We start from the raw sequence: 21,148 nt of genomic DNA on the forward strand, positions 1-21,148 counted from the left end.
CTGATGCCGGTGGGTAATGACCCGCTGAAGGCCCCCTTTCCTACGCTAGAACGTAGGAAAGGGGCCTTCGCGTACTTCTGGGCCGGGGAAGTCCTCCGTACTGTGACTGAAGGCGGATCATGCGTGTGGGCAGCCGGATCACGCGTGTCTCTGGCCGGATGACGTCCGGTGGGAGAGTTCGGTTCCCAGACACGCGTGTTCGGTCTTCGAGCACGCATGTGTCGTGAAGGACCCCTGTGAGACATCTAGGTCTCACAGGGGTCCTTCACGACATGAGGGATTAGACCGGGAGAGCGGTCACTCCGAAAGCTTGCCCCGCAACTGGTCCAGCGTCTGCGCGAGGAGCCGCGAAACGTGCATCTGCGAGATGCCGATCCGTTCGGCGATCTGAGTCTGCGTGTAGCCGCCGAAGAACCGCATCACGAGGATCGCGCGCTCCCGTTTCGGGAGTTCCCGCAGCAGCGGTTGCAGCGCCTCGTGGTTTTCCACCAGAGCCATCTCATGGTCCTCTTCGCCGATCGTGTCGGCGAGCGAGAGGGCCTCGGTGGCGTTGTCATGGACCGGTTTGTCGACCGACAACGTCTGGTACGCCTGGCCGGCGAGCAGCCCTTCGCGCACTTCGTTGACCTCGAGCCCGAGATATTCGGCGAGTTCGGTCGGGGTCGGCGCGCGGCCGAGCCGCTGGGACAACGCGGCCGTGCCCTGGCTGAGGGTGACGTGGAGTTCCTTGAGCCGCCTCGGTACCCGGACCGACCAGCCGGTGTCCCGGAAGTGCCGCCGGACCTCGCCCATGATGGTCGGGACGGCGAAGGAGAGGAAATCATGCCCTCGGCCCGGATCGAAACGATCGACCGCGTTGATCAGGCCGATCCGCGCCACCTGCACCAGATCCTCACGGGGCTCGCCCCGGCCGGAGAACCTGGTGGCGATGTGCTCGGCGAGCGGCAGCAGTTCGGTGACGAGGCGGGCACGCAGATCCTGGCGGCGCTGGGAGTCCTCCGGCAGGGTGGACATCTCTTCGAAGAGGGCTTCGCAATGAGCGTAGTCGTCCGCCTGCCGCGTAAGGGTCTTACGCTCGCCGCTCACCCGTCGCTCGTTCCCGGGGTCAGGACGAGGTCGATCGTCGTCGTACCCCCCATCTCGCCGGGAATCGGCTCGCATCGCGCGGCCACCGAGCCGGCCAAGGTCGTCAGGACGTGCCAGCCGAACGTCGTCTCGCTCGGCAGGAAGGGTTTGGTCGTCCGCGTCGAGATCGAGACCGCGATTCCTTCCGGTACCTCGTGAAACACACAACAAAGAGCGGCTCCCAGTTCAGCGGGCTGGACAAGCTGGGAACAGGCTTCGTCGACGGCCATCTTCGCGTCCGAAATGGCGTCCAAGCCGAAGTCCGCACGGGCCACCACACCGTGGGTGAGCGTGCGGACGAGAGGTATCTGCTCCGCCTCGGCAGGAAGGCGGAGTTCGACCCGGTCGGACAGTCCGTCCGACTGAGGCCGGGTTTGGGGAGTCAGGCCGCCCCGTCCGTGTGCATCCATTACGAAACCCATCCGTCCGTGGCCGTGGGGTGATCGCGGCGGGGACCCGCCGCGTGACGCGCGATCAACGGCCCAGGGCGCGCTGAAGCTCCTTTTTGGACATCTTCGACCTGCCCTCCACATTGCGTTGCTTCGCTTCGCTGTAGAGCTGGTCCTTCGTCGGGCCGTTCGGGCCCGAGCGGTTCCCGGATCGTTTGCCGCCCCGCCGCTGGGGTGACATGTCCTGGAGGGATGTTCGGCTCGCTTCGCGCGACTCCCCAGTCTGCGCGCGATTCTTGTTGACCGTCCGCGCGGCGATCTCCTCGGCCCGGTCGGTGCTCGCGCCCCGGTCCTTCGCCGAATCCTTGATGTGCTCGTACTGACGTTCTCGCTTGTCGCTCCAAGCCCGCTGCGGCATCGCGCCTCCTCTTCTTCCCCGGGTCAGGTACCCCGTTCGATTCACCGGATAAACGTCCGGTTGACGCCGGGAACGGGCGGGTACGCGGGGATCGGACCTGAAGGAGGCTTCGATGCGCATCGGCTACACACTCATGACCGAACAAGCGGGCCCAAAGGACCTGGTGGGCTACGCCGCCGGAGCCGAGAAGGCGGGTTTCGACTTCGAGGTGATGAGCGACCACTATTCGCCTTGGCTGGACGAGCAGGGACATTCGCCGTACGCGTGGAGTGTGCTGGGAGCGGTCACCCAAAGCACCGAACGGGTCGAACTGATGACCTTCGTGACGTGCCCGACCATGCGTTATCACCCGGCGGTGGTGGCGCAGAAGGCGGCGACCATCCAAGCACTGTCCGACGGCCGGTTCACCCTCGGGCTCGGCGCGGGGGAGAACCTCAACGAGCACGTCGTCGGCCGCGGCTGGCCGCCGGCGAACGTCCGCCACGAGATGCTCGCCGAGGCGATCCAGATCATCGGCGGGTTGTTCGACGGTGGGTACTTCAACTACGCGGGTGACCACTTCCGGGTGGACTCGGCGAAGCTCTGGGATCTCCCGGAGCAGCGCGTCCCGATCGCCGTCGCGGTATCCGGGTCGCAGTCGGTGACGCGGTTCGCGCCGACCGCCGACGCGATGATCGCGGTGGAACCGGACGGATCCCTGGGCCGGGAGTGGGACGCCGTCAAACCCGGCCCGCCCGCCAGGAAGATCGCCCAGATGCCGGTGTCGTGGGGCGAAGACCGCGACGCCGCGATCCAGCGGGCACACGAACAGTTCCGCTGGTTCGCCGGCGGCTGGAAGGTCAACGCCGAACTGCCGGGGCCCGCGGGGTTCGCCGGGGCCACCCAGTTCGTCAAACCGGAGGACGTCGCCGCGGCCATCCCGTGCGGATCCGACGTCGACCGGATCGTGAAGCAGGCGGGCGAGTTCGAGGCGGCCGGGTTCACCGACCTCGCCCTGATCCAGATCGGTGGCGACCAGCAGGAAGGCTTTCTGCGGTTCGCCGAAGAAACGCTGCTCCCGGCGTTGCGGGGGTGATTCACACGGACGGAGCAAGACGCCCGTGTCTCCACGCACCGGACGGGGACACCTGTGTGCGCGGGTACTAGAGCGACACGTCGTCCTTCACACGAGGGGAACTGATGAGCAACGAACTCGGGCTTCATTCGGTACCTGATCTGTTGCCGGAAGGCCAGGACACGCCGGAGCGGAGACAGATACGACGCAGGGCGGCCCTCGTCGTCGCTTCACGGTCGAGGAGCGCCGAGGATTGCGCGGCCCTGCTGGACATGCTCGGCCTGCACAACGGCGGCCGCAGCTTCGAAGTGGCTTGATTCAGCGACCGCGCCGCGACGAAGGCCTGGTAGGCCTCGTCGCGGTCCGGCGCTCGCACGGGTGCGCGGTGGCGACAACTTCCACCTGAAGTCTCGACAGTCTCGGACTAGGGCTCTTCTTCGACCCACTCGAGAAGATCACCGGGCTGGCATTCGAGCACCCGGCACATCGCCTCGAGAGTGCTGAACCGAACGGCCTTGGCGCGGCCGTTCTTCAGCACCGCCACGTTCGCCGGAGTGAGCCCGACGAGTTCGGCGAACTCGCCGACGCTCATCTTGCGCTTGGCCAGTTCGACGTCGATGCGGACGACGATCGGCATCAGATCACCTGTTCCAGGTCGGACCGCAGGGTGGTGGCCTGGCGCAGCAGCGTGCGCATCACGACCATCAAGAGGCCCAGCACGGCGACGCCGATCAACGCCAGGAACAACAGCAGAGGCAAGCCCGGGTCTTGGGCGTTGAAGCCGACATAGAGGAACACGCCCGCCAGCACCACCCAGCCGGCGAGGATCGCCCACACGATGGCGTCCACCCACCGCAGGGACGCCTCGGTGAAGATCCGGTCCTTCTTCACCAAGGTGAGCAGCTGCCAGGTGGCGACGACCACGACCTGCACGCACAGCACCCAGAAGACGGAGACCGCCGTCGCCGGCCAGCGCAGATACGCCATCTCCGGATCCTGCCGCGCCATATGCGCGAACTGCCCCGGCAGGGACATGGTCTGGAAGAGGACCAGGATCCCGAACAGCAGCACGAGGAACATGCGAAGAGGCGCGACGGCGCGTTGCCCTGTGATCATGCATCGAGTTTCGCGCGTTATCTATCGAAAGTCAATCGGTAGTTATCGAGGTTCGGTGGCTCGTGAGTGGCTTGCTTCGACGGTGGGAGCGATCTCGACGGGTGTCGGGGTCGACGATGGAGGAATCGGGACGCTCAACGTCCCGATTCCGCCATCGTCGCGAGGCCGCGCCGGTTCCGGACACGCCACTCACGACGAAGTGCCCAGGTCGAGGCGCATCAGCCAGCCAGCGCGGTTTCCGGTCCGAACGCGCCTTGGTCTCACCGATGAGTTCGAATCCCGCGGCGGCGAACAACCCGACGGTCCCGACGTGCGCAGCGGTGGAGTTGATCCGCTCTCCGCCGGGGTCGACGGGGTGGCCCTCGATGACGGGCGCGCCGTGCGACCGGGCGTAGGAGATCGCGCCGTCCAGCAGCGCGTGCGCGACGCCCTTCCGGCGGTGGCCGGAGCGGACCACGAAGCAGATGACCGTCCACGCCGGGGCGCCGTCGATCGGCGGAATCGTGCGGGAACGCGTCATGCGGTGCAGATCCGCACGCGGGCCGAGGCCGCACCAGCCGACGGGGGTGGTGCCGTCGTAGGCGAGCACGCCGGGCGCCGGGTCCGTCGCGCACAGACCGCGGACGTGCTCGGCGCGCTCCACGCCGCGCAACCGGCTGTAGTCCGCGGGTTTCGCGCGATAGGCGAGACGCCGGCAGGCGCGGCCGTTCCCGTTCGGGTTGAGGATCGTCGCGACGTCGTCGAACCGGTCGGCCGTCGCGGGGTGGATACGGAGCGCGGGCATACGTGGACATTGAAGCGGCATCCGTGACGGGTCCATGGGAAATCGCTCACCGAATTCGGTGACGGGAGTTGAATTTTCGTTGCGCGAAGGAATTCATCCGCCGGTAGCTCAGCCGTTGTCGCGCCGGGAGGCGTCTGCCAGGATGCTCGTGACCCGACCAGAAGGAGTGGTCCAGTGGCTTCTCGTCTCAATCCTTACATCAGCTTCGCCGGCGACGCCCGGCAGGCCATGGAGTTCTACAAGTCGGTGTTCGGCGGAGAACTGACGCTGAATACGTTCGGCGAGTCCGGGATGGCCGGTTCGCCGGTGGAGGACCAGATCATGCACAGCCAGCTCGATACGCCGAGCGGCTACACGATCATGGCGTCGGACACGCCGCCGGGAATGGAGCACGAACCGGGCACCAACCTGTCGGTCAGCCTCAGCGGTGATGACGGCGGGGAATTGCGCGGATACTGGGAGAAACTGTCCGCCGACGGCACGGTTTCGGTCCCGTTCGAAAAACAGATGTGGGGTGACGAATTCGGTGCCTGCACCGACAAGTTCGGCATCTCGTGGATGGTGAACGTCATCCAGTCCTAGAGCACCCGTTCGCCGCCGGTGAAACCGTGGTGAGGATTCGGCGGTTTCACCGGACGGCGTGATCAGAACGGGCGGAACCGGACGTCGATGGCGCCCTGTGGATCTCCCTGGCCGAGGCCGCGCAGCCGGATCGGCGGACCTCCAGGATTGTCGTAGAGCCGGATGCCGTCGCCGAGCAGGACCGGCGCGATGTGCAGGTCGATCTCGTCGATCAACCCCAGTTCGAGCAACTGACGGCCGATGTCCGGCGAGAACACCTCTAGGTTCTTCCCTCCGGCCGCTTCCAGCCCGATCCCGACCGCTTCGGCCGGTCCGCAGTTCCGGAAGGTGACCCCGTCCGTGGGCGTCGCGTCCTCTGGATGGTGGGTGAGAACGAACAGTGCCGAACGGGCGGATCCGGCTGAACGAAGTCTGGGTGCGGACCTGTGGGCGCGGAATGTCCGGTCCAGCGCGGCAACTCTGTCGAGGAGACAGTGTGGATTTTGGTGCGTTGGATGACCCGAAACCCACAGTCCCGCCTGGCCGGTCCGATCACGACCTCAGGGAGGGACCGAAACGTCCTTCGCCGCATCAGACGCGGCGAAGGGAGCCTCCAGCCCACCGCCCGCCCCGGCCACGAACGCGACATGGCCACCAGGCCCCATACGGCACCTCTCGCCCTTTTTCTATCGCCCGAATGGCCATCACGCGACCGAAAAGGGCAGCCGAGGGAGCTGAACGGCGCACGCCGAAAGGAGGATTTCACGGCGGGTTCTTTTCCAGTTATTCCGTCCACACCTTCTTCGGCCGCACATTCGCCCCAAGTCGACGATCAGCTCCGTAACTCTTCGTAATCGATCGCGAACAGCCGGACGCGACCTCGCTGATAGTGAATATCGGAGGGAATCGGCCTCATGAACATGTCCGGCTCGCCCGCCACCAGAGCTTCCTGCTCTTCTTTCAGATAGCCGAATCCCAGCGCGGTTTCGTCGAGTGAGAGTGAAAGGAACGCGATTCGCCCCACGCGGAACTTCGCTCTGTCCCGGACCAGTGACTCATGGGCGCGGGAAAGCTCCGAAGCATCTTTCTGGCGTCGTCCCCAGTCATCATTTTTCCATTATTCTCCGCTGTCCGTTCCCCAGTCACCCTTGGCGCCCATGGTGAAGGCGACGTAGAGGTACTCGTCGAGGACCTTCGCCAGGGACACGGGGCTGCCCACCAGGGCGGGGATGTCCTCCCCGCCGTGTCCCGCCTCCGCGATCACCGCGGCCGCCCAGTCGCGGCCGAGGCGGCGGTGCCTGCCGAACGCGGTGCCGTCACGGGCGCCGTGGAGAGCGGCCGCGATGGCGGCATCCCACGGCATTATCGTGTTGGGCCGCAACGCATACAGTGCCTTGGCCGCGGCGGTCGGACCCAGCGTGCGCCTCGTCCGTCCAGCTGAGACGACGACACCCGAGAGGTCCGCATACGCCATCGCGGCGGTGTCGATCCCCGCGTCCGTCAGGACGGCGAGGTCGACAGAGGGGAGAGTGGCGCCCCAGGTCTCCCACCAGGTCCGGATCCCCCGTCGAAGGGGGCGCGCTCGCCGTCCCGAGGGTATCGGATCCGGCATCCCCACGAGTTCAACCAGCGAAGAAGATTGTGCGATGTGCGGACTGTGACAGGTTGATCGCGGACCGCGTTTCTTCCCTGAACCGAAGCCATGAGGTGTCGGCATTCGTGAAGCCGTTGAACACTTCGGCGGCCCGCCGGAGTTCGGCGAGTGGCGGCAGGGCGTCAGGCATGGGCGAACCCTATCCGGTGCCACCAAGGGGGTGAATTTCCGCGTCCAGCTATTGGACTTTGTACATTGAGTCACCTATTTGTATCTGCTGCATGGTTCATTGGTCCTTTAGGGTTGCGACCAGGAAGGTCACAGGGGTGGCGGTCACGCAGCGCGATTGCGTTACCCCATCCAGGGGAGGAGATGGCATGGGCAGACCCGAGCGACCGTTGGACGGTACAACCGGTCCGATCGCCGCATTCGCTCACGATCTGCGCGTCTTGAGGAACCGAGCGGGAAATCCCAGCTATCGGGGACTCGCGAGGACGGCACTGTTCGCACCTTCCGTGCTGTCCAGCGCGGCCAGCGGCCATCGGCTGCCCACGCTCGCCGTGACCTTGGCGTTCGTCTCCGCGTGCGGTGGAGATCGCGCGGCGTGGGAACGGCGTTGGCGAAGTGTCGCCGGGCAGACCGGGAACGGTGTCGAGGTCCGGGAGGAACGTGCGCCCACCCCACCCCAGGCCGAAGTTCCGCCGGATGGCGCGCACACGTTGTCATCCGGCGTCATCCGCCTCGTCCGTCCGGCTCAGCTGCCCATGGGGTCGAGAACTTTCGTCGGCAGGGAACGGGATCTGGCCGGGGCCGCCGGGATGATCGGCGCGACCGGTCCGGTCAAGGTGCCGTTGCTCGTCAGCGGACCGATCGGCGTGGGGAAGACGGCGTTCGCCTTGCGGCTGGCCGAAGAGGTGGCGGCGGACTTCCCCGACGGGCAGCTCTACGCCGATCTGGGGGGCGGCGGAACCGGTGGCCGGTCGGCCGACGGGATCGTGCGCGGTTTCCTGCGCGCGCTCGGCGTGCCGGCACATCTCGTTCCCGACGACCCGATGCAGCGGATCGGGCTCTACCGGTCCCTGCTCGCGGAACGCAGATTGTTCGTGCTCCTCGCGGGCGTCAGCGACGAGGGGCAGGTGCGGCCGCTGCTGGGCCAGGCCCCGCACAGCCAGGTCGTGGTGACCAGCCGCGCCCGGCTGCTCGGGCTGGAGGATACGAACCGGATCGAGCTGGACACGTTCTCCCGCAAGGAATCACTGGCTTTGATCGGCAGGATCGCCGGACAGGGCCGGGTGCGGTCGGAACAAGACGCCACCGACACGATCGCCGAGTTGTGCGGGGATCTGCCGTTGGCGATCAACATCGTCGGCCGCAAGATCGCCGCACGTCCGGAATGGGCGATCGCGTACACGGCGGGCCGGCTCGCCGATCGCGAACGGCTCATGGACAGTCTCTGCGTAGGCGACGTCAACGTCCGGGACCGGTTCACCGCGGCGTATGAACGGTTGTCGGCCACCGAACGGGAGGCCATTCAGCACTTCGGGCGGAGCGGGGCGGGCTGGACGACGTCGATCGGCGTCGCCGCGGCGATGGGCATCATGATCGAGACGGCCGACGAACTCCTCGAATCCGTGGTGGACGCCGGACTTCTCCAGCGTGCCAACGTCGCCGGCCGTTACGCGGTCTCCCGGTTGGTCAGCGCCTTCGCCGCCGAACGGCAACGGGAACCGCGCCCGTTCGCCGCCGCCGTCCCGATGGTGCGCCGCAGGGCCAGGAAGAACGCGTTCGAATCGCTGCGCCGCGAGGCCGTGCGCACCCTGCCGGGTGGCTCGTCCGAAGGGTGAACGGGCCGCGCGGCTTGAATGAGTCGACGAATGAAGGCGAGCGAAAATTCGCTGACACAACGCTGATGACGCGGGCGGCGGGCATGCTCGACTCCCATCTGCACCTCCCTCGGGATGGCGCCCGCGGCCGTCGGCCAGGAGAACTACTCCCTGGTGTGAGAAGGGAACGTCGGTGACTTCTACCGGAGCGACGAACGCGGTGCGGCCACGCACCTGCGGCACGTGCTGACCGACCCCGGCGCGAAGTACGCATACCTGTTCGCGCCGGCGGACCAGGTTTTCCCGCTGGGTAAAGGGAAGTTCCGGTTCAACGACGCCGGCAAGCAGCTGACGCGGGCCGGGTTCGCCGAGCCCGGCCCGCTCACCCCGGACGAGCAGAAGACCATCGATTCATCCTCGACCGCGACGGCATCATCGTCGGTCCGTCCAAAGAGGATGTCCTGGTCCCATCTGTACAACGCGGGTGTCCGGTCGCAGGAATACCGCAACGCGGCGGTGAAGCATTCGCAGGTCCAATCCGGCCGTCCTGGGGCTGAACTGCGTGCGCCAGGACGGCAACAAGGACGCCGTCACCTACTACGCCGAGGGCCGGGACATCTCCGCCGCGCGGACGTGTTCTCCGACCTCGTGCCGATCATCTCCGGGCCGGCCGTCTCGCCGGAAGTGGCGATGTCGGCCAACGGCGTGGTGGGGGATCCGTCGAGGCGGAACGGGCGCTCGAGGAACGGCAGCGGGTCTGCCGCGAGGTCGCGCATCAGGTCGAATTGGAGCCGGACACGGCGCTGCTGATCGACAACCGGAAAGGCCTGCGCGCGGTCGCAGTTCTTCGCGCGGCACAACGGGCGGGACCGGTGGTTGCAGCGGACCTACATCCGCCGGAGCCTGTGGACGATCCGGTATCGGGGCACGGCCGAAGACCGGCGAGTGCACTGAGGTCTCCGCGGATGCAGGCGTAGATGAGGCGCAGGTGACAGGAGGTGTTGCGAAAGTGGCTTTCGCGACGCTTGCCCCGGGGCGCACCGGCTCGTGGTGCCGTGGTCGCGTGGGAGCGCCGCGGCGATGAAACCTCGCCCCTCGCGCACCCCCGACCATCCAGCGCGACACCTCCGTCAGCCTCGAGCACTTCCCGGCGACAGGCCATGTCGGCGGGAAGTGCTCGGGGCCGTCTCCGTTCCCCGTTCCCCGTTCCCCGTTCGTCGTCGGTCGGACAGCGGTCCGGTGGCAGCCAGTCCGAACCGATCACCACATCGTCGTCGAGGAAGGCGATCCACTCGGTCTCGGCGCGCCGCCAGCCGGCGTTACGGGCCGCGGCCGGACCGCGTCCGCCGGAACGGACCACCTCGACCTCCGTACTGGACGGGAGAAGCCGCAAATCGTCGCCGCCGGGCCGGTCGTCGGCGACGACGATTCGCGCGAGCCGGGGTTCGCCGGCGGCTTCGATCACGGCCAGGAGGCTATGGAGGTTCTCCCAGCGGGTGCCTCAGCCGCAAACGCCGGTCACGCCGGGATCGCGTCGGTCTTCCGCTGCCACGAGCGATGTTCGCCCAGTTGCGCGAAGAACGAGGCGAGGAAGCCGTCGGGCAAGGTCGCCTCGGCCGCCGTGGTGGTCACCACGCCTTGGTCGACGAGAGTTTCGGCGTCGTCGGCCAGCTTCGACGTCACCCCGGCCCGGCGCAGCAGGTTCAAACCGGAGCCGAACGCGGCCACCGGTTTGCCGTGCTTGTACGCCTCGGCGACGAAATGCACCGCGTACCCGTCGCGTTCGAGGATGTCGATCGCACCCGGGCCACACGGAACGATGACGGCGTCGTAGAGCACCGAAGCCATGGTGTTGAGCTGCCGGTCGGGCCGCAGGGGATCCCCTTCGCCACCCGGCCGGAGTTCGGCCTCGGTCGGTGCGAGGACCTCGGCGATCGCACCCTGTTCCGTCAGCGCTTCGACCACGCGGCCGACGCCGATCGTGTCCACGCCGTCGGCGGCGAGGACGGCGATCTTCCGGCTGATCGGGGGGACGGGGGGCTGGTTGAGCTGGGAAAGCGCGGGAGAGGAACGGTCGTGGTGGGGTGTGGCCGGGGCGGCGGGCACGCTCACCCCGATCCCTTCGGCGACCTGGACCGCCAGGTCGTGGTCGACGTTGTTGAGCTCGGTGATCGTCCGTGCCCGGATCTCCCGGTCCTCGACCTTGCCGAGTTCGAACCGGAACGCGGCGACGATGTGCTCTCGTTCGACGGGAGACATGCTGTTCCAGAACAACGTCGCCTGGCTGTAGAAGTCCTTGAAGCTTTCGCTGCGCTCGCGGATCTTGTGGCCCGACACGGCTTCGGTGTAGTGGCGGAAGACGCCGGAATCGGCGATCGCCGGGCAGCCGCCGCCGAGCGAGTTCGGGAAGTAGCTCGTCCGTCCCTTGTGGACGTTCTGCTGGCTGTACCCGTCGCGCTGGTTGGTGTGCACGTTCGCGATCGGCCGGTTCACGGGGATCTGGGAAAAGTTCGGGCCGCCGAGCCGGATCAGCTGCGTGTCGAGGTACGAGAAGTTCCGTGCCTGCAACAGCGGGTCGTTGGTGAAGTCGATGCCGGGGACGATGTTCGCGGTGTGGAAGGCGATCTGTTCGGTCTCGGCGAAGAAGTCATCGGGATTGCGGTCGAGGACCATCCGTCCGACCGGCCGCACGGGCACCTGTTCCTCGGGGATGATCTTCGTGGCGTCCAGCAGGTCGAAGTCGAAGTCGTGCTCGGCGTCCTCGTCCACGAGCTGGACGCCCAGTTCCCATTCCGGGTACTGCCCGGACTCGATCGCGTCCCACAGATCACGGCGGTTGAAGTCGGGGTCCTTGCCCGCGATCTTCTGGCATTCGTCCCACACCAGGGAATGCGTGCCGAGCACGGGCTTCCAGTGGAACTTCACGAAGGTGCCCTTGCCGTCGGCGTTGACGAACCGAAAGGTGTGGACACCAAAGCCCTGCATCATCCGGTAGCTGCGCGGCAACGCGCGGTCGGACATGAGCCAGAGCACCATGTGCAGGCTCTCCGGTTGCAGCGAAACGAAGTCCCAGAACGTGTCGTGCGCCGACTGTGCCTGCGGGATCTCGTTGTGCGGTTCCGGTTTCACCGCGTGCACGAAGTCGGGGAACTTGATGCCGTCCTGGATGAAGAACACCGGCATGTTGTTGCCAACGAGGTCGTAATTGCCCTGCCGGGTGTAGAACTTGGTCGCGAAGCCGCGGACGTCGCGCACGGTGTCGGCCGAACCGCGTGAGCCCGCGACGGTGGAGAACCGCACGAACACGGGGATCTTCTCGCCGCTGGTGAGGAATTCGGCGACCGTGTAGTCGGACAGGGCGTCGTCGTAGGCCTCGAAGAAGCCGTAGGCGCCCGCGCCGCGCGCGTGCACGACACGTTCGGGGATGCGCTCGTGGTCGAAATGCGTGATCTTCTCGCGGGCGTGGAAGTCCTCGAGCAGCGTCGGGCCCCGGGAGCCCACCGTCAGTGAATCGTTCGTGTGATCGACCCGGACACCCTGCTGTGTCGTCAGCGCGGATCCTTCCGGATCGACGCGGCTGCCGTCCAGTTGTTCGTCCTTCGCGTCTTCTCGATGCTTTGCCACAGATCTCGCCCTTCGTGGTGGTGGATTCCCTCGCGGCTACCCCGGCACCGTTTCCGCGAAACCGCCACGTGTGCGAGGCGGCGACACCGGGTAACCGGCGTGCGGAACTTCGAGGAGGTGCGAATGACGACGGTGGACCGGCCTTTCGTGCTGGAAATCCGCGACCCCGCCGACGACAGTCTCGTCGGCAGCGTGAAGCCGGTGACACCCGATGGGGTGACGACGGCGATCGACGTGGCGAAACGCTTGTCCCCGGGTCGGGCCGCCACACCGGCCGCCGAACGCGGGGTCGCGGTGAAGGACGGTCTCGCGGCCACGGTGCTCACCGGCTACGGGCCGGAACTGCTCGACGAGATGACCCAGACCAAGGTCGTCCACCTGGCACCTCCGGGGCCGTGATGGACCTCCGGAGTAAATGGACGGCGCCGTTCGCCTGGGTCGCCCGGGCGTTCCGGGTTCCGGGGGAAGAACGCCGGAGTCTCATCCAGACCACGAAAGCCGCCGCGGCCGCGGTGATCGCGTGGATCATCGCGACGTCGGTTCTACGGCTGCCCCAGCCCTTTCTGGCGCCGTATGCGGCGGTGTTCCTGGTGCAGGCCACCGTCTACCGCTCGTTGCGCGGCTGGGCGCAGCAGGTCGGCGCGGTCGGTGTGGGGGTGCTGCTCGCGGCGGGCGCCGGTCAGCTCATTCCCTCGATGACGGTGGCGCTCGGACTGGTCGTCTTCATCGGCTTGCTGATCGGCACCTGGCGGGGTTTCGGCGATTCGGGGGTCTGGGTCGGGATCACCGGCATGCTGCTGATCTCCTACGGCAACGCGACCGAACCCATCCTGCTGGCCGACAGACTGCTGGAAACCGCGCTGGGCGCGGCGATCGGCGCGGTGCTGAACGCGGTGATCCTGCCCCCGCTGCACGGCGAAAGCCTCCGTACGGCGTCCTCCCGGCTGGCTTCGGCCATCGCCGACCTCCTCGACGAAACCGCGGCACTGGTCCGCGACGGTGAGCCACCCGAGGCGACCGAAGTCCTGCACGACCGCGTGGGCGATGTCGGCAGCCTGGTCGCGGAGGCGGAGGACGCGATCGGCTGGACCAGGGAAGGCCGGTACCTGAACCTGCGCAGGCGGCGTGAGACGGGGGAGGAGTCTCTGTCGAACCTCATCTCCCTGTGGCAGCCGCTCGCCCAGCTGATCGACGCGGTGAGCGAAGCCGCCCGGAGCGAGCAGCCGTTCCGGCATCCCGGCGAATACGCGCGCGGGGTGGTCGGCGACCTGCTCGAAACACTCGCCGAAGTGGCTCGGTCGGGTGACACGGACAAGCTCGATCGATGCCGTGAGCTGCTCGACGAGATCGACCAGCTGCTCCTCACGCCGACGGACGAGGTCACCACCTCGATCGGACTGGGCGCGATGGCGTTGCCCGCCCGCCGTCTCGTCCAGCGCCTCCGCGCCGATTAAGCCGGGGCGGCGGCGGGTAACCGTACCCATGACCAGCAGTGGTAAGCGGATCGTGGTCACCGGCGCCACCGGTAACGTCGGGACGGCGGTGGTACGCGCGCTGGGTTCCGACCCCGAGGTCGAATCGATCGTCGGCGTGGCGCGGCGCCCCAGTCGCTGGGAGAGCCCGAAAACCGAGTTCGTCACCGCCGACGTCGCGCGTGACGACCTCCGCGCCGTATTCGACGGGGCCGACGTGGTGATCCACTTGGCCTGGCTCTTCCAGCCCACGCACCGGCCCGAGATCACCTGGCGTTCCAACGTGCTGGGTTCGATCCGGGTTTTCGAAACCGCTCAGGCGATGCGAGTGCCGGCGCTGGTGTACGCGTCGTCGATCGGGGCGTACTCGCCGAGGGACGACGACCACCCGGTGACCGAGGACTGGCCGACCCACGGCTCGCCGAATGCGGCGTACACCCGTGAAAAAGCTTATGTGGAAAGGGTTCTCGAAGCGTTCGACCGCAGTCATCCGCGGCTGCGGGTGGTGCGGCTGCGCCCGGGATTCCTCTTCCAGAAGGCCGCCGCACCCGAACAACGCCGTCTCTTCGGCGGCCCGTTCGTACCGGGTAAGCTCTTGCGGCCGTCGCTGATCCCGGTGCTCCCGGACATCCCGCAGCTGAGGATCCAGACCGCGCACACCGACGATGTGGCCGACGCGTACCGTCGCTGCGCGCTCCAGGATGTCAAAGGCGCCTTCAACATCGCCGCCGATCCGGTGCTGGACACCCGTGCGCTCGCGCGGATCTTCGGCGCCAAGCCGGTGAAGGTCCCGGCGGTCTTCGTCCGGCGCGCGCTCGCCGCGGCCTGGTCGCTGCACCTGATCCCGGCCACGCCGGGGCTTTTCGACGCTGTCCTGCACCTTCCGGTGATGGACTGCACGCGCGCCAGGGAAGAACTGGGCTGGACGCCGCGATACTCCTCGGAGGACGCGATCGAAGCGTTCATCGAGGGGCTGCGGGAAGGCGAGGGATTTCCGACCGAACCACTGAGAGCCGACGTCGGCAGGGGCCACGAACTGGCCACCGGAGTAGGGGAGCGGCCGTGAACGAGAAGGAACTGCTGCACACGCTGACCAAGGTCGTGTCCACTTTGGACAAGACATCGGTGCGGTTCGCCGTCGCGGGCGGCCTCGCGGTGTACGCGAGGGGCGGGCCGCCGTCCGACCACGACGTCGACCTCTTCCTCAAGCACGAAGACATCCCCGAAGCGACGAAAGCCCTGGAAGCCGCGGGGCTGAGACGGGTGCACCCGCCCGAGGACTGGCTCACCAAGGTCTACGACGGGGACTGCCTCGTCGACCTGATCTTCCGGCCCAACCATCGTCCGGTCACCGACGAGATGCTCGACCGCGCTTCGCTCATGCGGGTCGGGGCGACCGCCGCGCTCGTGCTCAACGGGACCGATCTGCTCGTCGACAAAGTCCTCGTCCTCAGCCCGCACCGGTGCGATTTCGGCCCGCTGCTGCGGATCGCCCGCGACCTCCGTGAACAGGTCGACTGGCACCGGGTGGCGGAAGAGACCGCCGAATCCCCGTACGCGTGGTCGTTTTTGACCCTGCTCGCGGCACTGTCCATCATCGACGGAAAGGAGCTCCCGATGTCCGCGGAAGCACCCCAGTATCTGGTCGCCAGGCTGACCAAGACGCTGGCCGAAGATCCGAGGACCGCCGAACTCGGCGTGCACGTCACCGTGCGCGGCGACCAGGTCCGGCTCGGCGGCGAGGTCGCGTGCGCCAACCGCAAGGCCGACATCGAGGCGGTCGTCTGTGAACACATCGCGGCCGAACTGGTGCACAACGACGTCCGGCTGGCCGACGTCCGCGAACCGGCGCGCGCCGAGGAGATCCGGTGATCCGGGTCGCCGCGGTCGGGGACGTCCACCTCGGGGAAGACAACCGAGGCCTGCTGCGGCCGGCACTGGACAACATCGCCGAACACGCCGACGTGCTGCTGCTCGCGGGTGACCTCACCCGGCACGGCAGCATCGAGGAAGCCAGGGTGGTGGCCGACGAGTTCGCCGGGCTCGACGTCCCCGTGGTGTCGGTGCTCGGCAATCACGACTACCACTCGGACGCGGCCGAGACGGTCAGCGGACTGCTGGAGGAAAGCGGGATCACCGTCCTCGAAGGCACTTCCACCACGGTGGAAGTGGAAGGCGGGAAACTCGGTGTCGCCGGGGTGAAGGGTTTCGGCGGCGGGTTCGCGGGCAAATGCGCGAGCCGGTTCGGCGAACGCGAGATGAAGGATTTCGTCGAGCACACCATGGCGTCCGCGAAACGGCTCCGCACCGCTCTGGAAGGGCTCGAACCCGAGCGACCCGACGTGATCGTCGCGCTGACGCACTACTCGCCGATCCCCGGCACCCTGCACGGCGAACCGCCGGAGATCCACCCGTTCCTGGGGTCTTATCTGCTGTGCGAGCCGATCGACGACGCCCAGGTGGCGCTCGCGGTGCACGGGCACGCGCACTACGGCTGCGAGCAGGGGGTCAGCCCGGGCGGGGTTCCGGTGCGCAACGTCGCCCAGCCGGTGATCCGCGCGGCGTATGCGACGTACGTTCTCGAACCCGCGAAAGTGCCGGCATGAGAGAGCGATTCCACGGTCAACTGAGCGTCCTCGGCGACCGCCTGTCGAGTATGTGCGGCATGGCGTGCGAGGAACTGCGGCTGGCCAACCGGGTCTTTCTCGATCGGGACGCCGAGGCCGTCGCCGAGTTGGCGACGGTCGAGGCGAAGCTGAACGCGGCACGGACCGCATGCGAGGAGGAGGCGCAGAAACTGCTCGCACTGCAGGCACCGGTCGCGCGGGATCTGCGGACCGTGCTCGCGGCGGTGTACTGCGCCGACCGGCTGGAGCGGATGGGCGACCTCGCCCAGCACATCGCCGAGCAGGCCGAGCGAGCGCCGGAATTCGCCGTCCCCGACGTACTCGCCGGACGATTCGGTGAGATGGCCGGGCTGGTCTGCTCGATGGCGGAAGACCTCGGTGTGGCGATCGAGGGACAAGCGGCGGCGGTGTTCCCTTCGCTGGCCCGGTCCGATCAGCGAGTCGACGCGCTGTACGAGGAGCTGATGACACTGGTCACCGCGCCGGACTGGACCGACGGTGTCGCGCCCGCGATCTCGGTGACGCTGCTGGCGCGGTTCTACGAGCGGTTCGCGGACCAGGTCGTCTCCGTGGCACGGCGGGTGGACTTCGCGCTCACCGGGGAACTGCCCGAATCGTCCGTGCGGGATGTTCCAGCCTCACTGACGCGCTGACACCACCGGCGGCGTTCCGTGAAGGCCTCCTTGAGGGACCCAGAGTCCCTCAAGGAGGCTTTCACGGACTTGCCGACGCGGGAAGCCAAGCGAACGTCAGGTTCGGCGGTCCTCCAGCGCGTCCCGGATCTTGTCGACGAACGCCGTTCCCGGCGCCAGGATCCGGTTCGCCGGCGGGCGGTCGGGTGCGGCGGGATGCGGCCGGGTCGGCGCGATCTTCTTGGCCCGCAACACTTTCTCGCCAAGCTCCCGCAGGTCTTCCGGTGAGCAGGCGGCCTGCAGTTTCGGCAGCAGGTCGCTTTCTTCCTCTTCGATGTGGTGCCGGACGTCCTCGATCAACTTGCCGACCAACTCGTCGAACCGTTTGTCCGTCGGTTCCAGGCCGATGAGGTCGTTCATCACCCGCTCGGCTTCGGCGTGCTCCTCGAGCTCGTGGTCAGCGACCTCGTCGCCGTCGGGGAGGCGCTTCCGCGCGGCGGGGTACATGTGCTGCTCTTCCGCGACCGAATGCCGGACGAGTTCGGCGATCAGATGGTCCGCGAGGTCCTTGCGGTGCTGATCACCGCCCTTGCCCGACTCGAGTTCTTTGAAGATCCGTTCGAAGGCCCGGTGATCCTCGGTGATCACCGAGACGAGGTCGTGTTTCGGGGTGGTGGTCATGGACACTCCTGTCCGTGGTCGTCAGTCCGACATCTCACGGATACCCGCCGTCCCCGGTCCACTCACCCGGATTCGTCGGTGGCGTGACGCGGTGCGCCGACGGGTTTGGATTCCGGCGCACCCGGAGTCATGACGCGGGGTACTGGGTCTCCCGCAGCAGATTCGCCAGATGGACGGCGTTGCGCGCCAGGGTCGAGTTGGTCGATTCGACCGCTTCCGGCGTTTCGTCGAGGTCGTTGTAGTCGCCGCCTCGCATCGCCTCACCGTTCCAGTAGGTCCCGCCCTGGGCGGGCACGGTGAAGCCGACGTCGTTGAGGGCCTGGAACAGGTCGGCCGTGATCTTGTGCGCGCCGTCTTCGTTGCCGACGACGGCGGTGACCCCGACCTTGCCGAACATGGCGGGCCTGCCCTCGTCGTCCGTTTCGGACAGTTCGGCGTCGAGCCGTTCTAGCACGCGCTGCGCCACACTGGACATGTGGCCGACCCAGGTCGGCGTCGAAATTAGCAGGATGTCGGCGGCCTCGATCTTGCGGCGGATCTCCGGCCAGGCGTCGCCGTCGCCCATGTCGGCCTCCACTCCCGGTTTGACGTCGTGGTCGACCACGCGCACGAGTTCACCGGTGGCGCCGCGTTCGGCCAGCTTGTCGAGGAGTTGCTGGGCGATCAGCGCGCTGCTCGAAGGCGCGGGCGACGGTTTGAGCGAACACACCAGTGCGAGGGCCTTCAACGGCTGGGTCATCATGTCCTCCTGTTCGGATGGGTACCGAGCCCCATATGGGTGAAGCGACGGACGCCGGGTCCAGGAGATTCCTGGCGTCGACGACAACGGCGCTTTCGGTGGCGGCGAGGGCAGGCGAATCGCGCAGATCCCAGGTCCGCGCCTTGAAGGCCAGCCCGAGCAGCCCGATACGGGTGCCCGAGAGCGAGCCGTCCGAAACACGCGGTGATCGCGCGGCGGATCTGCCGCACCACGGCCGCGTGCTGGCGGGCGTCGATCTTCTGGCGCCATGGAGGATGCCGAAGTCGACGCCCCGCGTGTTCGGCGGTCCGCAGTAGCGCGGCGGTGTCCTTGGGCAGGCGCGAGCCGCCCCAGCCCGGGCCGGGACGGCGAGGACGTTCACATAAAGGCACTTTGCCGACGCAGCCCACTTGATGCCCGAGCTGAGTGAAGTACGCGGCGCTCGTGAGCGCGACGTAGCCGGTACCGACGCGCGGGTCGCCAACGTCCCGTAGCGCTCCCCGGTGCAGTCGGGGTAAACGACGCGGCGGAAAGCCCAGGACATCGCTACGGAGCGAAGAATCTCTCGTGGGATCCGGCGGTCTTGGCGACATTCGCGTGTCCAGACCCGGGACACGCGTGATTGGAGGGCGAACACGCCGGAGGGCACGTGACGCGGGTTCAGAAACAGGCGGCCGGGTACGGCCCGGAACGCTACCGCGAGAACCACGGGGTCGTGCGCGGGAATCCTTCCGTCATCGGGACCTACGGAGCCCTGCCGAGTTCACGGCGGGCGCGGGAGATGTCCGGGCAGCGGCGGGCCGGATCGTCGAAGCGAGAACGAACCGGGTGCCGTCGCGTTCGGCGATGTCCAGCGCCGGTTCGGTGCCGTACGAGCCCGTGCGCGGCGTCTCGAGCGGGGAGGCGGAAGTAGTCGCGAGGCGAGGCAGCGGGCGCCTAGTGGAAGACGACCTCGAACGGGCCCGGCGTGGTCACGGGAGAGGAGCCGGAACCTGGCCGGTCGAGGAGTCGCGCCACATTCGCCGTGACGACCGTGGCGAAATCGTCGGCTGCGACGACCTCCGTGCCCGCATTCGGTAATCGTTCGTTCAGTTGCGAGCCCACGAAACCTGCCCCCGGGTCCCCAGCGCTCTGTTCATGGCGACGGGCTACCCAGAGCGGGCGCCGAAAAAACCGTGTGAACCTGGAGATGCCGGGTAAGCCTTTATCATGCGTGCATTGGTGATCGGCTGGGCGAGTTTCCGCCACGGCGAGGCGACCGCAGGGGACGTCCTCAGTATGCGAAGGGTCGACGAGGCGCTATCCACCATGGGGTTGCCGCATGATGTGGCCTGGGGTCCGGTCTACCGGCCGGACGACGTGAATTACGAAGAGGTGGATCCGGCGCGGTACAGCCACGTGGTGTTCGTCTGCGGGCCCGCGCACGGATGGCAGATACGGGAGGTGCACCGCAGGTTCGCGCATTGCCATCGGATCGCGGTCGGGGTCTCGGTGATCGATCCGGAGGACGACACGGTCACGGGCTTCGACGAGGTGTTCGCGCGGGATCACGACGGGCTCGGCACGCCGGATCTCTCCCTGGGCGTGCCGACCGGCGAAGTGCTGGTGACGGGGGTGATCCTGGCACCACCGCAACCGGAGTACGGCGAATCCGGCCACCATTCGGAGGTGCACACCTCGGTGCAGAAGTGGATCGCCGGGGTCGACTGCGCCAGGGTGCCGCTCGACACCCGGCTGGCGTCGTCGGACTGGGAGCGTTGTGAGACACCGGATCAGTTCATGTCGATCCTGTCGCATCTGGATGTCGTGGTCACGACGCGGCTGCACGGGCTGGCGCTGAGTCTTCAGGCGGGGGTGCCCGCGCTGGCGATCGACCCCGTCGAGGGCGGTGGCAAGGTCACCGCTCAGGCGGACGCACTCGGCTGGCCCGCCCTCGTCCGGGCCGAAGAAGCGGGTGATCGGCAGGTGCTCGACTCCTGGTGGCGCTGGTGTTCTTCGGTGCAGGGCCGGGCGGTGGCCGCACTCCGCGCGCTGCCCGCGGACAACGGTCTCGTGCGGGACATGGTGAAGGCGCTCAAATCCCGCCCGGTGCGATGAACACGGCCAAGTGGAGCCGGCGCTGACCGAGGACCCCATCACCCCGGAGACGCGGTATCCGCCGGATCGGCTCCCCGGTCCGGCCCTGCTGGGCATCAGGGCAGGCCTGTCGGCCGTCCGGCACCCGCGGCGCCGTCAGCTCGGCATCGTCCTGCGCCGGATGATCGCGGCGCCGCGTTCGGCGCCTTTCGATCGGGCGACGTTCGCGGCGGTGGCCGAGCTGGAGGAGCCCCAGCGGAACTCGGTCGCGCGGCGTTACGCCGGGTGAGCCGGGTCCTGCCGGCAAATGGACGGCACACGCGTGTCTGAAGCCGGATCTCACGAGTTCGGCTTCTGGGCACGCGCGACCCAGCGCAGGCCGATGTCCGTGAAGGCCTCCTCGAGGGACTCTGGGTCCCTCAAGGAGGCCTTC

The 21,148-nt window shown here is 67.5% G+C and carries 27 protein-coding genes and 1 pseudogene; 13 read left to right on the plus strand and 15 right to left on the minus strand.

The annotated features are described in order from the left end of the window. Nucleotides 1–297: 297 nt before the first annotated feature. From ACZ6DT_RS07505 to ACZ6DT_RS07515, 3 genes are all read right to left on the minus strand, one after another. On the minus strand, nucleotides 298–1,086 hold the full coding sequence (locus tag ACZ6DT_RS07505) for a SigB/SigF/SigG family RNA polymerase sigma factor (RefSeq protein WP_465590120.1): 789 nt from the start codon (nucleotides 1,084–1,086) through the stop codon (nucleotides 298–300). After that, nucleotides 1,083–1,535, minus strand: coding sequence for an ATP-binding protein (locus ACZ6DT_RS07510; RefSeq protein WP_465590123.1), 453 nt, complete (start codon nucleotides 1,533–1,535; stop codon nucleotides 1,083–1,085). Before ACZ6DT_RS07510 ends, ACZ6DT_RS07505 begins: the two co-directional genes overlap by 4 nt. A gap of 64 nt (nucleotides 1,536–1,599) precedes the next feature. Further along, entirely contained in the window at nucleotides 1,600–1,932 is a 333-nt protein-coding gene (locus ACZ6DT_RS07515; protein ID WP_465590126.1) for a plasmid stabilization protein, read from the minus strand. A 112-nt stretch (nucleotides 1,933–2,044) separates the two neighbouring features. On the opposite strand from ACZ6DT_RS07515, the gene ACZ6DT_RS07520 reads away from it, so the two are divergent. Beyond that, complete coding sequence (locus ACZ6DT_RS07520; protein WP_465590129.1) at nucleotides 2,045–3,007, plus strand: TIGR03557 family F420-dependent LLM class oxidoreductase; 963 nt, start codon at nucleotides 2,045–2,047, stop codon at nucleotides 3,005–3,007. A 104-nt stretch (nucleotides 3,008–3,111) separates the two neighbouring features. Then, complete coding sequence (locus ACZ6DT_RS07525) at nucleotides 3,112–3,303, plus strand: hypothetical protein (protein ID WP_465590132.1); 192 nt, start codon at nucleotides 3,112–3,114, stop codon at nucleotides 3,301–3,303. 107 nt (nucleotides 3,304–3,410) lie between these two features. Here ACZ6DT_RS07525 and ACZ6DT_RS07530 read toward each other — a convergent pair whose 3' ends face one another. From ACZ6DT_RS07530 to ACZ6DT_RS07540, 3 genes are read right to left on the minus strand one after another with little or no spacing between them, the layout of a single operon-like run. Further along, nucleotides 3,411–3,623, minus strand: coding sequence for a helix-turn-helix domain-containing protein (locus tag ACZ6DT_RS07530; RefSeq protein ID WP_465590134.1), 213 nt, complete (start codon nucleotides 3,621–3,623; stop codon nucleotides 3,411–3,413). Then, on the minus strand, nucleotides 3,623–4,102 hold the full coding sequence (locus tag ACZ6DT_RS07535; RefSeq protein WP_465590137.1) for a DUF2975 domain-containing protein: 480 nt from the start codon (nucleotides 4,100–4,102) through the stop codon (nucleotides 3,623–3,625). The genes ACZ6DT_RS07530 and ACZ6DT_RS07535 overlap by 1 nt, the downstream gene beginning before the upstream one ends. 31 nt (nucleotides 4,103–4,133) lie before the next feature. Then, on the minus strand, nucleotides 4,134–4,886 hold the full coding sequence (locus tag ACZ6DT_RS07540) for a GNAT family N-acetyltransferase (RefSeq protein WP_465590140.1): 753 nt from the start codon (nucleotides 4,884–4,886) through the stop codon (nucleotides 4,134–4,136). A 174-nt stretch (nucleotides 4,887–5,060) separates the two neighbouring features. On the opposite strand from ACZ6DT_RS07540, the gene ACZ6DT_RS07545 reads away from it, so the two are divergent. Next, on the plus strand, nucleotides 5,061–5,468 hold the full coding sequence (locus ACZ6DT_RS07545; RefSeq protein ID WP_465590143.1) for a VOC family protein: 408 nt from the start codon (nucleotides 5,061–5,063) through the stop codon (nucleotides 5,466–5,468). A gap of 62 nt (nucleotides 5,469–5,530) precedes the next feature. Here ACZ6DT_RS07545 and ACZ6DT_RS07550 read toward each other — a convergent pair whose 3' ends face one another. From ACZ6DT_RS07550 to ACZ6DT_RS07565, 4 genes are all read right to left on the minus strand, one after another. Continuing rightward, nucleotides 5,531–5,980, minus strand: coding sequence for a dihydrofolate reductase family protein (locus ACZ6DT_RS07550; protein WP_465590578.1), 450 nt, complete (start codon nucleotides 5,978–5,980; stop codon nucleotides 5,531–5,533). 299 nt (nucleotides 5,981–6,279) lie between these two features. After that, nucleotides 6,280–6,471 (minus strand): hypothetical protein, encoded by a 192-nt coding sequence (locus ACZ6DT_RS07555; protein ID WP_465590146.1) that lies wholly within the window; start codon nucleotides 6,469–6,471, stop codon nucleotides 6,280–6,282. Nucleotides 6,472–6,564: 93 nt separating this feature from the next. Then, nucleotides 6,565–7,059, minus strand: a complete 495-nt coding sequence (locus ACZ6DT_RS07560; protein ID WP_465590148.1) for a hypothetical protein — start codon at nucleotides 7,057–7,059, stop codon at nucleotides 6,565–6,567. A 10-nt stretch (nucleotides 7,060–7,069) separates the two neighbouring features. After that, the gene (locus ACZ6DT_RS07565; RefSeq protein WP_465590151.1) at nucleotides 7,070–7,231 is read right to left on the minus strand and encodes a hypothetical protein; all 162 of its coding nucleotides are present in this window, start codon (nucleotides 7,229–7,231) and stop codon (nucleotides 7,070–7,072) included. Nucleotides 7,232–7,490: 259 nt separating this feature from the next. Between ACZ6DT_RS07565 and ACZ6DT_RS07570 the strand changes: the two genes are divergently transcribed. After that, entirely contained in the window at nucleotides 7,491–8,885 is a 1,395-nt protein-coding gene (locus ACZ6DT_RS07570) for an NB-ARC domain-containing protein (RefSeq protein ID WP_465590154.1), read from the plus strand. Between the two features lie 222 nt (nucleotides 8,886–9,107). Continuing rightward, nucleotides 9,108–9,674: a hypothetical protein gene (locus tag ACZ6DT_RS07575; protein ID WP_465590156.1), complete on the plus strand. Its 567-nt coding sequence runs from the start codon at nucleotides 9,108–9,110 to the stop codon at nucleotides 9,672–9,674. On the opposite strand, the gene ACZ6DT_RS07580 is transcribed toward ACZ6DT_RS07575, so the two are convergent. Together ACZ6DT_RS07580 and ACZ6DT_RS07585 are read right to left on the minus strand one after the other, a co-directional pair. Beyond that, nucleotides 9,640–10,335 carry a glycosyltransferase family 2 protein gene (locus ACZ6DT_RS07580; RefSeq protein WP_465590581.1) on the minus strand — a complete coding sequence of 232 codons (696 nt, stop codon included), beginning with the start codon at nucleotides 10,333–10,335 and terminating at the stop codon, nucleotides 9,640–9,642. The genes ACZ6DT_RS07575 and ACZ6DT_RS07580 overlap by 35 nt on opposite strands. A 47-nt stretch (nucleotides 10,336–10,382) precedes the next feature. Continuing rightward, nucleotides 10,383–12,488, minus strand: a complete 2,106-nt coding sequence (locus tag ACZ6DT_RS07585) for a catalase (protein ID WP_465590158.1) — start codon at nucleotides 12,486–12,488, stop codon at nucleotides 10,383–10,385. Between the two features lie 123 nt (nucleotides 12,489–12,611). Here ACZ6DT_RS07585 and ACZ6DT_RS07590 point away from each other — a divergent pair, with 123 nt between their 5' ends. From ACZ6DT_RS07590 to ACZ6DT_RS07615, 6 genes are read left to right on the plus strand one after another with little or no spacing between them, the layout of a single operon-like run. Further along, nucleotides 12,612–12,887, plus strand: coding sequence for a hypothetical protein (locus ACZ6DT_RS07590; RefSeq protein ID WP_465590161.1), 276 nt, complete (start codon nucleotides 12,612–12,614; stop codon nucleotides 12,885–12,887). After that, nucleotides 12,887–13,942 (plus strand): FUSC family protein, encoded by a 1,056-nt coding sequence (locus tag ACZ6DT_RS07595; protein ID WP_465590163.1) that lies wholly within the window; start codon nucleotides 12,887–12,889, stop codon nucleotides 13,940–13,942. The genes ACZ6DT_RS07590 and ACZ6DT_RS07595 overlap by 1 nt, the downstream gene beginning before the upstream one ends. Before the next feature lie 28 nt (nucleotides 13,943–13,970). Then, entirely contained in the window at nucleotides 13,971–15,026 is a 1,056-nt protein-coding gene (locus ACZ6DT_RS07600) for an NAD-dependent epimerase/dehydratase family protein (RefSeq protein ID WP_465590166.1), read from the plus strand. Next, nucleotides 15,023–15,832, plus strand: a complete 810-nt coding sequence (locus ACZ6DT_RS07605) for a nucleotidyltransferase family protein (protein WP_465590169.1) — start codon at nucleotides 15,023–15,025, stop codon at nucleotides 15,830–15,832. Before ACZ6DT_RS07600 ends, ACZ6DT_RS07605 begins: the two co-directional genes overlap by 4 nt. After that, nucleotides 15,829–16,566 carry a metallophosphoesterase family protein gene (locus ACZ6DT_RS07610; RefSeq protein ID WP_465590172.1) on the plus strand — a complete coding sequence of 246 codons (738 nt, stop codon included), beginning with the start codon at nucleotides 15,829–15,831 and terminating at the stop codon, nucleotides 16,564–16,566. Before ACZ6DT_RS07605 ends, ACZ6DT_RS07610 begins: the two co-directional genes overlap by 4 nt. Then, nucleotides 16,563–17,240 (plus strand): phosphate signaling complex PhoU family protein, encoded by a 678-nt coding sequence (locus tag ACZ6DT_RS07615; protein ID WP_465590174.1) that lies wholly within the window; start codon nucleotides 16,563–16,565, stop codon nucleotides 17,238–17,240. Before ACZ6DT_RS07610 ends, ACZ6DT_RS07615 begins: the two co-directional genes overlap by 4 nt. Before the next feature lie 96 nt (nucleotides 17,241–17,336). On the opposite strand, the gene ACZ6DT_RS07620 is transcribed toward ACZ6DT_RS07615, so the two are convergent. The 3 genes and pseudogenes from ACZ6DT_RS07620 to ACZ6DT_RS07630 form a co-directional block, all read right to left on the minus strand. Next, on the minus strand, nucleotides 17,337–17,900 hold the full coding sequence (locus ACZ6DT_RS07620) for a hemerythrin domain-containing protein (protein WP_465590177.1): 564 nt from the start codon (nucleotides 17,898–17,900) through the stop codon (nucleotides 17,337–17,339). A 127-nt stretch (nucleotides 17,901–18,027) separates the two neighbouring features. Then, a complete protein-coding gene (locus tag ACZ6DT_RS07625; RefSeq protein WP_465590179.1) occupies nucleotides 18,028–18,639 on the minus strand; it encodes a flavodoxin family protein in 612 nt (203 codons plus the stop codon). A gap of 103 nt (nucleotides 18,640–18,742) precedes the next feature. Then, nucleotides 18,743–19,004, minus strand: a pseudogene (locus ACZ6DT_RS07630) (UDP-glucose 6-dehydrogenase); the annotation flags it as partial. An 844-nt stretch (nucleotides 19,005–19,848) separates the two neighbouring features. On the opposite strand from ACZ6DT_RS07630, the gene ACZ6DT_RS07635 reads away from it, so the two are divergent. Together ACZ6DT_RS07635 and ACZ6DT_RS07640 are read left to right on the plus strand one after the other, a co-directional pair. Beyond that, nucleotides 19,849–20,736 carry a polysaccharide pyruvyl transferase family protein gene (locus ACZ6DT_RS07635; protein WP_465590182.1) on the plus strand — a complete coding sequence of 296 codons (888 nt, stop codon included), beginning with the start codon at nucleotides 19,849–19,851 and terminating at the stop codon, nucleotides 20,734–20,736. Between the two features lie 10 nt (nucleotides 20,737–20,746). Next, nucleotides 20,747–21,004: a hypothetical protein gene (locus ACZ6DT_RS07640; protein WP_465590185.1), complete on the plus strand. Its 258-nt coding sequence runs from the start codon at nucleotides 20,747–20,749 to the stop codon at nucleotides 21,002–21,004. The last annotated feature ends 144 nt before the right edge of the window (nucleotides 21,005–21,148 follow it).

The organism is Amycolatopsis sp. NPDC041971 (assembly GCF_055588925.1).

Coding starts and splice junctions, on each gene's coding strand:
- ACZ6DT_RS07510 (WP_465590123.1), bottom strand. CDS start 1,535: ATGGATGCACACGGACGGGGCGGCCTGACTCCCCAAACCCGGCCTCAG.
- ACZ6DT_RS07515 (WP_465590126.1), bottom strand. CDS start 1,932: ATGCCGCAGCGGGCTTGGAGCGACAAGCGAGAACGTCAGTACGAGCAC.
- ACZ6DT_RS07520 (WP_465590129.1), top strand. CDS start 2,045: ATGCGCATCGGCTACACACTCATGACCGAACAAGCGGGCCCAAAGGAC.
- ACZ6DT_RS07525 (WP_465590132.1), top strand. CDS start 3,112: ATGAGCAACGAACTCGGGCTTCATTCGGTACCTGATCTGTTGCCGGAA.
- ACZ6DT_RS07530 (WP_465590134.1), bottom strand. CDS start 3,623: ATGCCGATCGTCGTCCGCATCGACGTCGAACTGGCCAAGCGCAAGATG.
- ACZ6DT_RS07535 (WP_465590137.1), bottom strand. CDS start 4,102: ATGATCACAGGGCAACGCGCCGTCGCGCCTCTTCGCATGTTCCTCGTG.
- ACZ6DT_RS07540 (WP_465590140.1), bottom strand. CDS start 4,886: ATGCCCGCGCTCCGTATCCACCCCGCGACGGCCGACCGGTTCGACGAC.
- ACZ6DT_RS07560 (WP_465590148.1), bottom strand. CDS start 7,059: ATGCCGGATCCGATACCCTCGGGACGGCGAGCGCGCCCCCTTCGACGG.
- ACZ6DT_RS07565 (WP_465590151.1), bottom strand. CDS start 7,231: ATGCCTGACGCCCTGCCGCCACTCGCCGAACTCCGGCGGGCCGCCGAA.
- ACZ6DT_RS07590 (WP_465590161.1), top strand. CDS start 12,612: ATGACGACGGTGGACCGGCCTTTCGTGCTGGAAATCCGCGACCCCGCC.
- ACZ6DT_RS07595 (WP_465590163.1), top strand. CDS start 12,887: ATGGACCTCCGGAGTAAATGGACGGCGCCGTTCGCCTGGGTCGCCCGG.
- ACZ6DT_RS07600 (WP_465590166.1), top strand. CDS start 13,971: ATGACCAGCAGTGGTAAGCGGATCGTGGTCACCGGCGCCACCGGTAAC.
- ACZ6DT_RS07615 (WP_465590174.1), top strand. CDS start 16,563: ATGAGAGAGCGATTCCACGGTCAACTGAGCGTCCTCGGCGACCGCCTG.
- ACZ6DT_RS07620 (WP_465590177.1), bottom strand. CDS start 17,900: ATGACCACCACCCCGAAACACGACCTCGTCTCGGTGATCACCGAGGAT.
- ACZ6DT_RS07625 (WP_465590179.1), bottom strand. CDS start 18,639: ATGACCCAGCCGTTGAAGGCCCTCGCACTGGTGTGTTCGCTCAAACCG.
- ACZ6DT_RS07635 (WP_465590182.1), top strand. CDS start 19,849: ATGCGTGCATTGGTGATCGGCTGGGCGAGTTTCCGCCACGGCGAGGCG.